The organism is Parashewanella hymeniacidonis (assembly GCF_016900895.1).
GTDB classification, from domain to species: Bacteria; Pseudomonadota; Gammaproteobacteria; order Enterobacterales; family Shewanellaceae; genus Parashewanella; species Parashewanella hymeniacidonis.
In genome coordinates this window covers 42,254-53,774 of record NZ_JAFEUN010000014.1, presented here as the reverse complement: position 1 = coordinate 53,774, position 11,521 = coordinate 42,254, and the positions used below count along the sequence as shown (strand labels likewise).

Here is an 11,521-nt window from a genome sequence, read left to right as displayed (position 1 = left end):
CAAAAATACGTTGATACCAACGACTAAATCGTTTTTCGCTTGAAGTGCAGTAACGGCTCAAATTACGAAAGTTAGCTTTTCCTTGTACAACAGCAAGTGTTTCTAATAGTAATGAAATGAAAACCCGTTGTGGCTTTTTTATGCTAGACATTTTCTCTAAAACAGATTCTATTAGTGAAGTCATGAGCAGCAGCTTTGTGAAGGTTGTATTTGCAAATTATATTTTCACAAACTCTGCTCGTGATTTCGAATTATTCAAAAAACTGTCCGAAGTATTGATGATCAGAGTTTTCAAAAAATATTGCACATTAAATCTTCAGAAAATCGAAAGTTATTTTTTAGCTGTGCCCAAATAGGGTGGTGGTCTCTAATTTCAAACTGCATTTGGTCATGTGCCGAAAAATTTGGCACAAATTGGGCACAAAGGGACATGTTGGGTGTGTTAAAAAGGAAGTTATTAAATGATGAAACTTTTAAGTTATTGAAAAAATTTGATTATGTATGGTACAACCGAGTGGATTCGAACCACCGACCCCTACCATGTCAAGGTAGTGCTCTAACCAACTGAGCTACGGTTGTATATTTTGAACTTTTCATTTGAACGATTCGAATATTATGATGTCATTTGTCATGATGCAAGTAAAAATGTCGCAAATGATTTTAGTTGCTGTTTTCATAACCTATTACACTATTTTAGTTGGTTTTTTGTTCGCTCGGTTAAATAGACTTGAATCTAAAAGAGAATGCGGATTTACTTGTGATCTAGATCAAAAGAAAGCTGTCGTTTTAACTGTTAAAATTGTTCTATTGACTGTTTCACCATTCGACCTTAATTTGGAGTAAAGGAGTATCCGTGGGAGCTTTAGGTAAGCTTTTCAAATCTATGTTGGGTAGTGTACGAGATCTCGTGCCTATTATCTTAGTTATTATATTCTTTGAAGCTTTTGTGCTTCATCAAACCCCTGATGATTTAATTGGCATTTGTGTCGGCTTAGTTTTTATCATTCTAGGTTTAACTTTTTTTATTTTCGGATTAGAGATGGGGTTATTTCCGATTGGAGAGTCTTTAGCTCAAGCTCTAGCGAGAAAGGGGAGTGTGTTTTGGCTCGTGATTTTTTCGTTTGCACTCGGTTTTGGGACCACTATTGCTGAACCAGCTCTTACCGCAGTGGCGGGTGAAGCGGCTCAAGTTGCCGCACAAGCTAATGCGATTGCACAAACAGAGGCTGCGAAGGCTTCTTATGCAATGGGGTTAAGAATTACGGTAGCCATTTCAGTGGGGATTGCCATTTTGGTTGGTGTAATACGAATTCTCAAAGGCTGGCCGATGCACTATATGATTATTGGTGGGTATGTCATCGTGATGATTTTGACGAGCTTTGCACCTGAAAACATTATTGGGGTTGCTTACGATAGCGGCGGTGTAACAACATCTACCATTACAGTGCCTCTGGTTACGGCTTTAGGTGTAGGGTTATCCAGCGTGATTAAAGGAAGAAACCCTATGATTGATGGTTTTGGTTTGATCGCTTTTGCGAGTTTAAGCCCTATGATATTTGTGCTTTGTTATGGAATGGTGGTGCTGTCATGAACGTTTTAATGTCATTTTTAGAAACGTTTCTGTTAACAGTACGAGACGTTGTGCCCATTGCAATCATTTTGTTCGGATTTCAAATAGGTGTGCTAAAGCGTCCAGTTGCGAACCCCAAGAGTGTTGCACTCGGGTTTCTCTACGTCATTCTTGGTTTGAGTCTGTTTTTAGTCGGATTAGAAAAAGCATTATTCCCTCTTGGGGAAACAATGGCCGAGCAGTTAACTTCACCTGAGTTTCTTGGAATAGTGCCAGGTGCAATAATTAAGCCTAGTGATTACTTTTGGGTTTATGTTTTTGCTTTTGCCATTGGCTTTAGTACCACGATTGCAGAGCCTTCTTTGATTGCGGTAGCCATTAAAGCAAATCAAGTTTCTGGTGGGACTATTGGTGTTCAAGGTTTACGTTTTGCCGTTGCGTTGGGTGTGGCAATTGGGATCAGTTTAGGTTGCTACCGAATTGTGAAAGGTGATCCGATTCATTACTACATTATGGCGGGTTATATCTTAGTTGTTATTCAAACCTTCTTTGCACCTAAAATGATAATCCCATTGGCCTATGATTCAGGTGGCGTTACAACCTCCACGGTTACTGTACCATTGGTTGCCGCTTTGGGTTTAGGGCTAGCAACCAATGTACCAGGTCGCAATCCATTAATAGACGGTTTTGGTTTAATTGCATTTGCCAGCTTGTTTCCAATGATTACGGTCATGGCTTATGCAAAATTAGTTGAATTCATGAGTTCTAAAAATACAGATAAGGAGTCGTCTGATGCGATTTAAGCTAATTGTGGCATTCGTAGATGATGCTTGTACAAATAATATTCTCGATGCTGCACGCACCGCAGGAGCGACAGGTGCTACTGTTATTAATCACGCTCGTGGTGAAGGTATCGAGCAAAAGAAAACCTTTATGGGCTTAACACTTAACGTTCAGCGAGATGTGATTCTATTATTAGTGGAAGAACATTTAAGTCGTAAAATTCTAGAAACAATCAGTACTGCTGGTGAATTTGAAGAAAAGCCTGGGCAAGGGATTGCAATTCAAATTGATGTTGAAGATGCAGTTGGTGTAGCTCATCAAGTGGAAGAATTAACGAAAGAACTCGGAGACAAACTCGTATGAGCGATTCAATTGTAAAAAACGAAGATGTAATGACCCAAGATTTTGCGATAGTTGATGGACTATTAACGGTTGCAGAAGCTATTGAAGTTGCATTAGAAAAAAACGTTGAAGTTCTTTTCGTAAATAAGCGAAATGAAAATGATGAATATGGTCTTGTTTTAATGAGCGATATTGCTAAGAAAGTTCTTGCTAAAGATCGTGCACCTGAGCGGGTAAATGTATACGAGATTATGACAAAACCTGCGGTTTCAGTACATGACTACATGGATGTACGTTATACCGCTCGTCTATTTGATAACTTAGGTATTACACGAGCGCCTGTTATTGCAGATAAAGAGATTTTAGGTCTAGTCAGTTATAACGATATTGTTTTAAAAGGTATGCTGAAACGCTAATATATGGCTTTTGCTGATTATTTCATCATTTGAACTTAAAAAGTAAAATAAGAGTTTACAGCGGCAGCCAATATTAGTAAATTACGCACCGCACGGAGGGGTGGCAGAGTGGTCGAATGCACCGGTCTTGAAAACCGGCAACGGTTTATCCCGTTCCAGGGTTCAAATCCCTGCTCCTCCGCCATCATATAGAAAAGCCGCTCATTAGAGCGGCTTTTTGCTTTTCTAGACTTTTTATTCATACCATTCTATAAACACAGTACCACTTCATAATTTTTTGGTTTTCAATGCAGTTTCGGGTTCCTGAAACACTAGAAACAGATAGGTTGGTTCTACGTCGATTCAACGAAAGCGACTTATACCCATGATACTTGAAGATGCATGTTTCAGGACTTTTTCAGCGCCAATTCTTTTAGGCGCATTAACGAAGGAATATCGGGATTCTTTCGAGCTAATGTAACAAAGAAGAATTGGCGCTGAGAAGTCCACGCATTGCGAGTTGCACAGCTCTTCGTTGCCAGTGCTAACAATAGCTCACTATTGCCGCACACCGTCACCTTGATTAACAAGTTGTGCATTCTCGCTGAAATCGAGCATCTTCAGGTATCATGGGTATAGAGGATATTCATCACTACTTCTCTGATACTGTTGCAACTCAATTCACGGTAAGAAAGAGTTATTCACGGCTTGAAACATGGAAAGCACTGTGTGTGATGATTGCGCATTGGTGCGAAACTGTTAGGGTAAAGGTTTTGCCACAGAAGCTTCTAAGCTCATTCAAGATGTTGCGTTAAAATATATGCCAGAAATGAAGCTAATAAGCTTTATCCATCCGGACAATGAAGCGTCTATTAAATTAGCATTGAGGTTAGGGTATGCTAGAGCGCAAGTTACCTTTTAGAGATGATGTATGGCATGTGTACAAACATCCGGGTCAGTAAAAGTTAATGAGTTTCGCTTTGATTAAAATACAAAAAAAGCCAGCAAAAAAGCTGGCATCTTTATATGAATTGATTCGAAAATTAGAACGAAGAAGTATCTTGGAAAATACCAACTTTCAAATCTGTAGCTGAGTAGATTTCACGACCGTCAACTTCTAATGTTGCGTCAGCCATACCCATAACCAGTTTACGATTAATCTTACGTTTTATGTCCAGTTTGTAAGTAACTTTTTTGGCTTCAGGCAGAACTTGGCCAGTGAATTTAACTTCACCTACACCAAGTGCTCGACCTTTACCTTTAGCGCCTTCCCAACCAAGGAAGAAACCAACCAATTGCCACATAGCATCTAGGCCAAGACAGCCTGGCATTACTGGATCAGTTACAAAGTGACAATCAAAAAACCACAAATCTGGTGTGATATCGAGTTCGGCAATAATTTCACCTTTACCATATTTACCGCCATCATCGCTAATCTTAACGACGCGATCGATCATCAACATATTTTTTACAGGTAAACGTGGAGAGTCTGCACCAAATAAATCACCATGACCACAGGCGATAAGCTCATCCTTTGTAAAACTACTAACTTTTGACATGTTTTCTTTCTATTATTGCCGAATGTGCTGCAAGATTAGCGAACACGTGTACGCTAAACAACTCCGATCAGCTAAGAATATTGCGATAACTTGATTTTAATCACTTCTTATCCCAATTTTTGTTAACACCTTTTGAATAAACGTGGGTTCAGGCTCATATTCTCCTGCCAATTCGTTCAAACGTTGTTGTACTTTCCAGTAAAGTGAATCTTTAGGGAAAGTATTGTTTTCATTCAGGCTGCCGGCCGGTGTACCTAATAACAATTCGATCACTTGGTCGATATGATCTACTTGAAAAATACTAAACTTTCCCTGTTCAACTGCAGTGATTATTTCTTGTGGCAAATTGAGCTGCAATGCATTTGATGCAGGAATGATGACTCCTTGCGTGCCCGTCAGCTTACGTTTTTGGCACAGATTGAAAAAGCCAGTGATTTTTTCATTTACACCACCAATAGCTTGTACATTACCAAATTGATCTAATGCACCTGTAACGGCAATACTTTGTTCTATTGGCGTTTCGCTGATTGCAGATAACAAACAACAATATTCAGCAACAGATGCACTATCGCCGTCAATTTCTTGATAAGACTGTTCGAAAACAATATTTGCATCTAAGTGTAATGGAGCATCACGCCCGAAAATACGATATAAGCACGAAGATAAAATCATCATACCTTTTGCGTGAATATTACCGGCCAATTCAGATTTACGTTCGATATCTGCAACTTCGCCATCACCGTAGTGTGCAGTACATGTAATTCGTGCGGGCTCGCCGTAACTGTAATCGCCAGTGTCTATAACGGTTAATCCATTAATTTGACCGACCATTTTACCTTCTGTTTGCAAGGAGATAAATTTGTCTTCAAAATTTTGTAATGAATATTCCTCAGAAGTGTTATGCCTTTGTTGTTTAAGATTTATTGCTTCTAGTACACTCTCTGCAGAAATGCGTTTTGATTTTGAAAGTGCTGCTGCTTGAGCTAACAGGTGTACCATCTCTACAAAATCTAATGCGAGTCTGTGCTGATGTTCCACAAGTGAGGATGAGTAGCTCAATAATATTGGATATGCATCCATTTCCACAATCGAACTAGCAGGCTTTAATTGCTCAAGCCACGATAGATACTCTAATTCTGAGTGCTTATATATATCAAGCTCAGAAACCATTTCTGCGAGTAGCGGAAAATACTTATTGAACGTTTCGTCATGATACTTTAATTCAGTAAACAGACTTGCGCCGCCAACTAATACGATTTTACAATTCAATGGTACTTGTGAAAGACTTGAGTTAACTCTGTAGAAGCCAGAGTTAAGCGTATCCATCAGCATTGACCATAAATTAGGTTTATTTAATAAAGCTTCTGCACTGATAAAAACAATGTTTGATCGAGCTAGGGCACCCGCTATGTATTCAGCGATTCCATTCTTATTGTTTGTTCTACCAAATAAATCAACCTTAGAAAGGTTACCTGTCAAATACTCATAAGTGTTTTGTTTAGTCGTAATAATGCCAGTGTTATTGGGAGCAGGGGAATCGAACCATTCCAATACTATGGCATTTGTTGTTTTTGCAGCTGATAAATATTGTTCTGAAAACGAAGAGTAGCTAGAAACTAATGCATCAATAAGTTTTGAGCGATCGACACTCGGATAATCAGCGATATATAAATGTTGATGTTCAAGTTTAGAAAAAAGCTTATATGTAGAAGTCACTCTATCTTGACCTAACAGAAGTGAATACTGGTTTGCTTTTGTTTCAAGTGAAGATGGAATATTAAATTGTGGTGCTAATTTAGATGCTGCAATTAGTTTTGGCTTCATAGTTTATAGTTTTATATTTCAATAGCAGAATTCTATCACAGTCTCTATTGTCAGTAGTTGGCAAATTTTCGTTAAAAAAGATCATAATTTCAACGTTGTGGTTGTTCGGTGAGCATTTAGCGTGTTTTAGTAAAATAATCATTTACAGCCAGAATGGTTTTGACTATTATTTGCGGCGTTCGGAGGGGTGGCAGAGTGGTCGAATGCACCGGTCTTGAAAACCGGCAACGGTTTATCCCGTTCCAGGGTTCAAATCCCTGCTCCTCCGCCATCATTTAGAAAAGCCGCTCATTAGTGCGGCTTTTTGCTTTTTATCGTTTGAGTTGATTGATTTCCATGTGATTTATGCTCAATAGCTCATTCTCTTATTACAAAATCCATCTAATTACTTTACGCAATTCAATAGTACGCTGCTTATTTTCCCTGTTTGTACAAATACAGCCTAGAAGTTAAAAACTAAAAGAGCACTCTTTTTACATGGCTTAGTCTTTCGATGGTTAGTCAGAGCTTCACTTCTGAAAACGTAATTTAAGAGTCAGAGAAAGCGACCTATGATGAATCTAAATTGATGCGAGTTACTTATGTTTGTTTGTATCGGCTCTCATTTTAGATGGTTAAATCAGCAAGAATCGCATTGTTGGTGGTAAAATATTCAATTGATCAAATATTTCATTTTTTTTGTTTACAACACAAAGGTAAATCAGTATCTTTGTCGGCGTTCGGAGGGGTGGCAGAGTGGTCGAATGCACCGGTCTTGAAAACCGGCAACGGTTTATCCCGTTCCAGGGTTCAAATCCCTGCTCCTCCGCCATCATTTAGAAAAGCCGCTCAGTAGAGTGGCTTTTTGCTTTATAGAATTCACAAACCAAATTCTTTGTTCTCTTCCAGAAGTTACCCAGATTTACCTTTCGTTCTCAATTAGACACTTTAAGAAAAATTACTGTTAATTAATGTTAATTTAACTTTAACTTTTATGTTTAAACAAGTTTATATGTATTTGTATCAATCACTTACCACTATTATCTTTGTGTTTTTTTAATTAAGTTGATCACCTGAGTGACTTTTGCTCATGGATAAAGCTCGTTCGCTTGCTACCTTTAAATAGACGGACAAAGTGGATATGACAGGCAGGTCGCAAATTTATGATGATTGAATATACAGAGGTAGCAACATGCCAGAAATCCAAATGCGAGCCGCATCTAATAACGATTGGCCTTTCGTGAATCTTCTTTGCTCTAAAGACTTAAAAAATTATCTGAATGCTACCTGGCCTTATCAACCTGAAAAGTCGCAATTTTTCAAACTCAAGCGCAGTAAATTTTTGCAAGGTAGAACAACAGTTATTAATTATGATGGGGTTGATATTGGAGTAGTGAGCATCAAACGAGGTATTGATGAAGTCTTTATTGAAGATATTTCTTTATGGTTTGATACGGATGAAAATGAAATTGCCAAGATCATCATTAACGACATCATAGAAAACAAAGTAGAAAAAGGGTGTATGGTGAAATGCTCTCTTGCGCATAACAATCCATTAATTGACGTGTATAAAGGTTCAGGCTTTAATCCTGATTATGAAACTGATCATCGAGTTTATTTGCGATACATTAAATAAAAAAAGGAGCAGAAGCTCCTTTTTTTATTACAAGATTCGTATTAACCAGCAAAGTTTTGGTTAGCGAAATCCCAGTTTACTAGCTGCCAGAAACCATTCATGTATTCAGGACGAACATTTCTGTAATCGATGTAGTAAGCATGTTCCCATAAATCTACTGTAAGTAGAACAGTAACAGAGTCATCTGTTAAAGGCGTTGCTGCATTGCTAGTGTTAACAATTGCTAGGCTGCCGTCAGCTTTTTTAACTAACCAAGTCCAGCTACTACCGAAGTTGTTAACTGCTGAATTAGTAAATTCAGTTTTGAATTCTTCAAACGAGCCAAAGCTAGCATTGATTGCATCTGCGATCGCACCCGTTGGCGCACCACCTGCATTTGGTGCTAAACAGTTCCAGTAGAATGTGTGGTTCCAAATTTGCGCTGCATTATTGAAAACACCACCAGTTGAAGTTTTAACCACTTCATCAAGTGATTTACCTTCAAATTCAGTACCTTCAACTAAGCCGTTTAACTTAACAACGTAAGTGTTATGATGCTTACCATAATGATACTCAATCGTTTCTTGAGAGATATGTGGCTCAAGTGCGTTTTTTGCGTATGGTAGAGGAGGTAATTCAAAAGCCATTAGTTTTGTCTCCGTAGACTTGTTTATATTGCTCACAGCTGTGTATTGTACTGAATAATTCTGTGATGTGAATCATTGTTTGTTTATTTAATTTAGTTGACATCAAAAATAGATCAACTTGCTAAACCCGTACAAATAATAGGATTTTGTTCTTTATCATTGTGGCGTACAATAGGTGTAAATGATGTTGTGTGAACAGGATATAAAATGGAAACTGTTGAAAAAATTAAACAGCAAATTAGTGAAAACCCAATCATTGTTTATATGAAAGGTTCTCCAAAGTTACCGAGTTGTGGCTTTTCTTCTCAAGTTGCTCAAATTATGATTAATTGTGGTGAGCAATTCGCTTTTGTCGATATCTTACAGCACCCCGATATTCGTGCGGAACTGCCAAAATTCGCCAATTGGCCAACGTTCCCACAACTTTGGGTTGAAGGAGAGTTGATAGGTGGTTGTGATATCGTAGTAGAAATGTTCCAGAAAGGTGAGCTTCAACCTATTATCAAAGAAACTGCTGATAAGCATCGCTCTGAAACTGAAGACTAATCTTTTTGATACATCTATTTAAAGCCGCTTTTGCGGCTTTTTTGTTTTCTAATTCATCCCTTATGATAAACTCTGCTTTTATTTTGAAAATGAATAGGATTTTATTTTGAAATCAGCCGTTCGGATACTCATTGCATTGTTTTTAGTTCTATTTCCACAAGTTGGTTTTTCGGTAACAGTTGAACACCTTTCTGATGTCAATGTGCCAGTAAAAAGTCAATCATATGCGCAAAGACAAAGTGCGATTAAAACCGGATTAAGGCAAGTTATTTTCAAGCACGTAGGTGATACCAGCGTTTTTCAAAATGATGTGGTAAATGCTGCTTTCAAAAAACCTGCAAACTTAATGAATCAGTTTTCTTATTTAGAGAAAGATGACGAGCTTTATTTAAAAGTTCAGTTTTCCGAACAAAAAATTATTGAATTACTTCGAAAAGCACAAGTCCCTATTTGGGGAAAAAATCGTCCTTTGACCATTGCATGGGTCGCCTATGATGACGGTGTTTCAAATTCTATTATAAGCGACTATTCGCATAATGAGTTCATTCAGAACCTAAAAAGTGAGTCATACGAACTCGGGTTACCTACCGTTTTGCCTATTCTGGATTTTGATGAAGTCACGAATATTTCAGTTTCTGATATTAAAGGATTTTTTGTTAATCAACTTCATAGTTTTAACGAAAGGTATGGCGTTGAGTACTACACGCTCATTACCTTAAATAAAACACCTCAAGGTTTTGCTTACCAAGTAAAATTATATCCACAGCAACAAGAGGGGATTTTGAGGTCAGTTTATGCTTTTTCGGGCAAAGCGAAGAATAATGTTGTTGCGGCTGAACAAATCTTAAAACCGTTAGCTAGCTTTTTTTCCAAGGAATATTCAGTTACAGCAACCAATGAAAATTCTTCTACCGTATTGGAGTTTGTAAATGTCGATAACTTGCAAAAAGCAATCAAAATTGAACGATATTTAAATGCTTTTTCTACAGTAAAGTCGGCACACATTCAATCAATCAAAAATAGTATGCTTGCCATTGAAATTAATTTGTATGGTAAAGAGTCAGATATGTATAAAACGTTGAGACTTGACCCTAAAATCAGCCAGGTTGAGCACGATTCTACAGAAGAAAGTGTAATAAACCATCGATATATCTGGAAGTAGGACAATCTGGATAGATTTTCCAAATTGCCATGTTACAATGCGATTAATTCTAAAGAATTGAGATTTTTTGAGTGACACAAAACTCACCTTTACAACTTTCATTACCCGTATATTTGCCTGATGATGAGACTTTCAATAGTTACTATCCAGCAGCAGGCAATGATGAGTTAATCCGTGAGCTTCATGCTTTTGCAACAGGTGCAAAAAAATCTTCTATTTATTTATGGGGACCTGAAAAGTCAGGTCGGACACACCTTTTACATGCGGCCTGTGCTCACGCAAATGAGCATGACCGAACCAGTTTTTATATTCCACTCGGTATCCACGCCAGCATTTCTCCAGCACTACTTGAAAGTCTAGAAACAGTTAATTTGATTTGTATAGATGACATTGATGCGATTGCTGGTAACCCAATTTGGGAAGAAGCCGTGTTCGATTTATTCAATCGAATTGCAGATTCATCAAATTCAAGCCTTATCGTAAGTTCTAGTCTAAATGCTAAAGATGTAAAGTTTATGCTTCCAGACTTAACTTCTCGGATGCAGTGGGGGCTTAGCTATCAACTCCAACCAATGGCGGATGAAGATAAGCTAGCCGCATTGCAAAGGCGTGCGTCGATGAGAGGGTTACAGCTCCCCGAAGACGTTGGTCGATTTTTATTGAATCGATTACAACGAGATCTACGAACTCTGTTTGATGTTCTGGATAAGTTAGATAAAGCTTCAATGGTTCATCAGAGAAAGCTTACTATTCCTTTTATCAAAGAAATGCTGCATTTATAATAATTAGGTTAACTAAATTGTTAACCTCCTACTAAAACTGTAGGCCATCCTAAAATTATTGTCCCACCATGTGCTGTCATATCTCCCATACGAACAGATGGCATATTACTTATCAACACAGTTGCACTTCCTTTTATGACGCTATCTGGTGGCCCTACGCAAATACAAGGTTGACCCATGACAGCAGCGGGCAAGTTTCCTATTAACACTGTACTCGGTAATGGAAGCAAAGGTCCTCCAACATGTGGAATCGGGACGATCGCAGGTGTTTGCATCGGACATACGTGCATATCTGTTGCTCTTGCGGCTGGTAGCAA

At 38.1% G+C, this 11,521-nt stretch carries 14 protein-coding genes, 4 tRNA genes and 1 pseudogene; 12 read left to right on the top strand and 7 right to left on the bottom strand.

What is annotated here, in order from left to right; all coding sequences use genetic code 11:
- Window positions 1-184, bottom strand: a 184-nt coding sequence (locus JQC92_RS04945) for a hypothetical protein (RefSeq protein WP_204998601.1), incomplete at its 3' end; no start/stop codon positions are given.
- A gap of 318 nt (window positions 185-502) precedes the next feature.
- Window positions 503-579 (bottom strand) — tRNA-Val (locus JQC92_RS04940).
- 274 nt (window positions 580-853) lie between these two features.
- Here JQC92_RS04940 and JQC92_RS04935 point away from each other — a divergent pair.
- From JQC92_RS04935 to JQC92_RS04915, 5 genes are all read left to right on the top strand, one after another.
- Window positions 854-1,591, top strand: coding sequence for a DUF1538 family protein (locus JQC92_RS04935; RefSeq protein ID WP_204998600.1), 738 nt, complete (start codon window positions 854-856; stop codon window positions 1,589-1,591).
- Window positions 1,588-2,373, top strand: a complete 786-nt coding sequence (locus tag JQC92_RS04930; RefSeq protein ID WP_239480379.1) for a DUF1538 domain-containing protein — start codon at window positions 1,588-1,590, stop codon at window positions 2,371-2,373. The genes JQC92_RS04935 and JQC92_RS04930 overlap by 4 nt, the downstream gene beginning before the upstream one ends.
- Window positions 2,363-2,716 (top strand): P-II family nitrogen regulator, encoded by a 354-nt coding sequence (locus JQC92_RS04925; protein WP_204998599.1) that lies wholly within the window; start codon window positions 2,363-2,365, stop codon window positions 2,714-2,716. The genes JQC92_RS04930 and JQC92_RS04925 overlap by 11 nt, the downstream gene beginning before the upstream one ends.
- Window positions 2,713-3,111, top strand: coding sequence for a CBS domain-containing protein (locus tag JQC92_RS04920; protein WP_204998598.1), 399 nt, complete (start codon window positions 2,713-2,715; stop codon window positions 3,109-3,111). The genes JQC92_RS04925 and JQC92_RS04920 overlap by 4 nt, the downstream gene beginning before the upstream one ends.
- Before the next feature lie 94 nt (window positions 3,112-3,205).
- Window positions 3,206-3,295: transfer RNA gene (locus JQC92_RS04915), tRNA-Ser, on the top strand.
- 202 nt (window positions 3,296-3,497) lie between these two features.
- Here JQC92_RS04915 and JQC92_RS04910 read toward each other — a convergent pair.
- A complete protein-coding gene (locus tag JQC92_RS04910) occupies window positions 3,498-3,689 on the bottom strand; it encodes a hypothetical protein (RefSeq protein WP_204998597.1) in 192 nt (63 codons plus the stop codon).
- A gap of 176 nt (window positions 3,690-3,865) precedes the next feature.
- On the opposite strand from JQC92_RS04910, the pseudogene JQC92_RS23135 reads away from it, so the two are divergent.
- Window positions 3,866-4,012: pseudogene (locus JQC92_RS23135) on the top strand (GNAT family N-acetyltransferase); the annotation flags it as partial.
- A 121-nt stretch (window positions 4,013-4,133) separates the two neighbouring features.
- On the opposite strand, the gene fabA reads toward JQC92_RS23135, so the two are convergent.
- Window positions 4,134-4,649: a bifunctional 3-hydroxydecanoyl-ACP dehydratase/trans-2-decenoyl-ACP isomerase gene (gene fabA / locus JQC92_RS04900; RefSeq protein WP_129947471.1), complete on the bottom strand. Its 516-nt coding sequence runs from the start codon at window positions 4,647-4,649 to the stop codon at window positions 4,134-4,136.
- Between the two features lie 96 nt (window positions 4,650-4,745).
- The gene (locus tag JQC92_RS04895; RefSeq protein WP_204998596.1) at window positions 4,746-6,473 is read right to left on the bottom strand and encodes a S16 family serine protease; all 1,728 of its coding nucleotides are present in this window, start codon (window positions 6,471-6,473) and stop codon (window positions 4,746-4,748) included.
- Between the two features lie 181 nt (window positions 6,474-6,654).
- Here JQC92_RS04895 and JQC92_RS04890 point away from each other — a divergent pair.
- The 3 genes from JQC92_RS04890 to JQC92_RS04880 all read left to right on the top strand — a co-directional run bounded on the left by JQC92_RS04890 (window position 6,655) and on the right by JQC92_RS04880 (window position 8,088).
- Window positions 6,655-6,744, top strand: a tRNA-Ser gene (locus JQC92_RS04890).
- A 450-nt stretch (window positions 6,745-7,194) separates the two neighbouring features.
- Window positions 7,195-7,284: transfer RNA gene (locus JQC92_RS04885), tRNA-Ser, on the top strand.
- A gap of 360 nt (window positions 7,285-7,644) precedes the next feature.
- Window positions 7,645-8,088, top strand: a complete 444-nt coding sequence (locus tag JQC92_RS04880) for a hypothetical protein (RefSeq protein WP_204998595.1) — start codon at window positions 7,645-7,647, stop codon at window positions 8,086-8,088.
- A 41-nt stretch (window positions 8,089-8,129) separates the two neighbouring features.
- Here JQC92_RS04880 and sodB read toward each other — a convergent pair whose 3' ends face one another.
- On the bottom strand, window positions 8,130-8,714 hold the full coding sequence (gene sodB, locus JQC92_RS04875; protein WP_204998594.1) for a superoxide dismutase [Fe]: 585 nt from the start codon (window positions 8,712-8,714) through the stop codon (window positions 8,130-8,132).
- 207 nt (window positions 8,715-8,921) lie between these two features.
- Here sodB and JQC92_RS04870 point away from each other — a divergent pair, with 207 nt between their 5' ends.
- From JQC92_RS04870 to hda, 3 genes are all read left to right on the top strand, one after another.
- Window positions 8,922-9,260: a Grx4 family monothiol glutaredoxin gene (locus tag JQC92_RS04870; RefSeq protein ID WP_129947475.1), complete on the top strand. Its 339-nt coding sequence runs from the start codon at window positions 8,922-8,924 to the stop codon at window positions 9,258-9,260.
- Between the two features lie 106 nt (window positions 9,261-9,366).
- Window positions 9,367-10,422, top strand: a complete 1,056-nt coding sequence (locus JQC92_RS04865; protein WP_204998593.1) for a DUF2066 domain-containing protein — start codon at window positions 9,367-9,369, stop codon at window positions 10,420-10,422.
- Between the two features lie 71 nt (window positions 10,423-10,493).
- The gene (gene hda, locus JQC92_RS04860) at window positions 10,494-11,204 is read left to right on the top strand and encodes a DnaA inactivator Hda (protein ID WP_129947477.1); all 711 of its coding nucleotides are present in this window, start codon (window positions 10,494-10,496) and stop codon (window positions 11,202-11,204) included.
- A gap of 20 nt (window positions 11,205-11,224) precedes the next feature.
- Here the strand turns inward: hda and JQC92_RS04855 are convergent, their stop codons facing one another.
- Window positions 11,225-11,521 (bottom strand): PAAR domain-containing protein, encoded by a 297-nt coding sequence (locus tag JQC92_RS04855; RefSeq protein WP_129947478.1) that lies wholly within the window; start codon window positions 11,519-11,521, stop codon window positions 11,225-11,227.

What these genes read in the sequence shown, in the direction of transcription:
- JQC92_RS04930 (WP_239480379.1), top strand. Translation starts at nt 1,588, where the DNA reads ATGAACGTTTTAATGTCATTTTTAGAAACGTTTCTGTTAACAGTACGA.
- JQC92_RS04925 (WP_204998599.1), top strand. Translation starts at nt 2,363, where the DNA reads ATGCGATTTAAGCTAATTGTGGCATTCGTAGATGATGCTTGTACAAAT.
- JQC92_RS04920 (WP_204998598.1), top strand. Translation starts at nt 2,713, where the DNA reads ATGAGCGATTCAATTGTAAAAAACGAAGATGTAATGACCCAAGATTTT.
- JQC92_RS04910 (WP_204998597.1), bottom strand. Translation starts at nt 3,689, where the DNA reads ATGCACAACTTGTTAATCAAGGTGACGGTGTGCGGCAATAGTGAGCTA.
- fabA (WP_129947471.1), bottom strand. Translation starts at nt 4,649, where the DNA reads ATGTCAAAAGTTAGTAGTTTTACAAAGGATGAGCTTATCGCCTGTGGT.
- JQC92_RS04895 (WP_204998596.1), bottom strand. Translation starts at nt 6,473, where the DNA reads ATGAAGCCAAAACTAATTGCAGCATCTAAATTAGCACCACAATTTAAT.
- JQC92_RS04880 (WP_204998595.1), top strand. Translation starts at nt 7,645, where the DNA reads ATGCCAGAAATCCAAATGCGAGCCGCATCTAATAACGATTGGCCTTTC.
- sodB (WP_204998594.1), bottom strand. Translation starts at nt 8,714, where the DNA reads ATGGCTTTTGAATTACCTCCTCTACCATACGCAAAAAACGCACTTGAG.
- JQC92_RS04870 (WP_129947475.1), top strand. Translation starts at nt 8,922, where the DNA reads ATGGAAACTGTTGAAAAAATTAAACAGCAAATTAGTGAAAACCCAATC.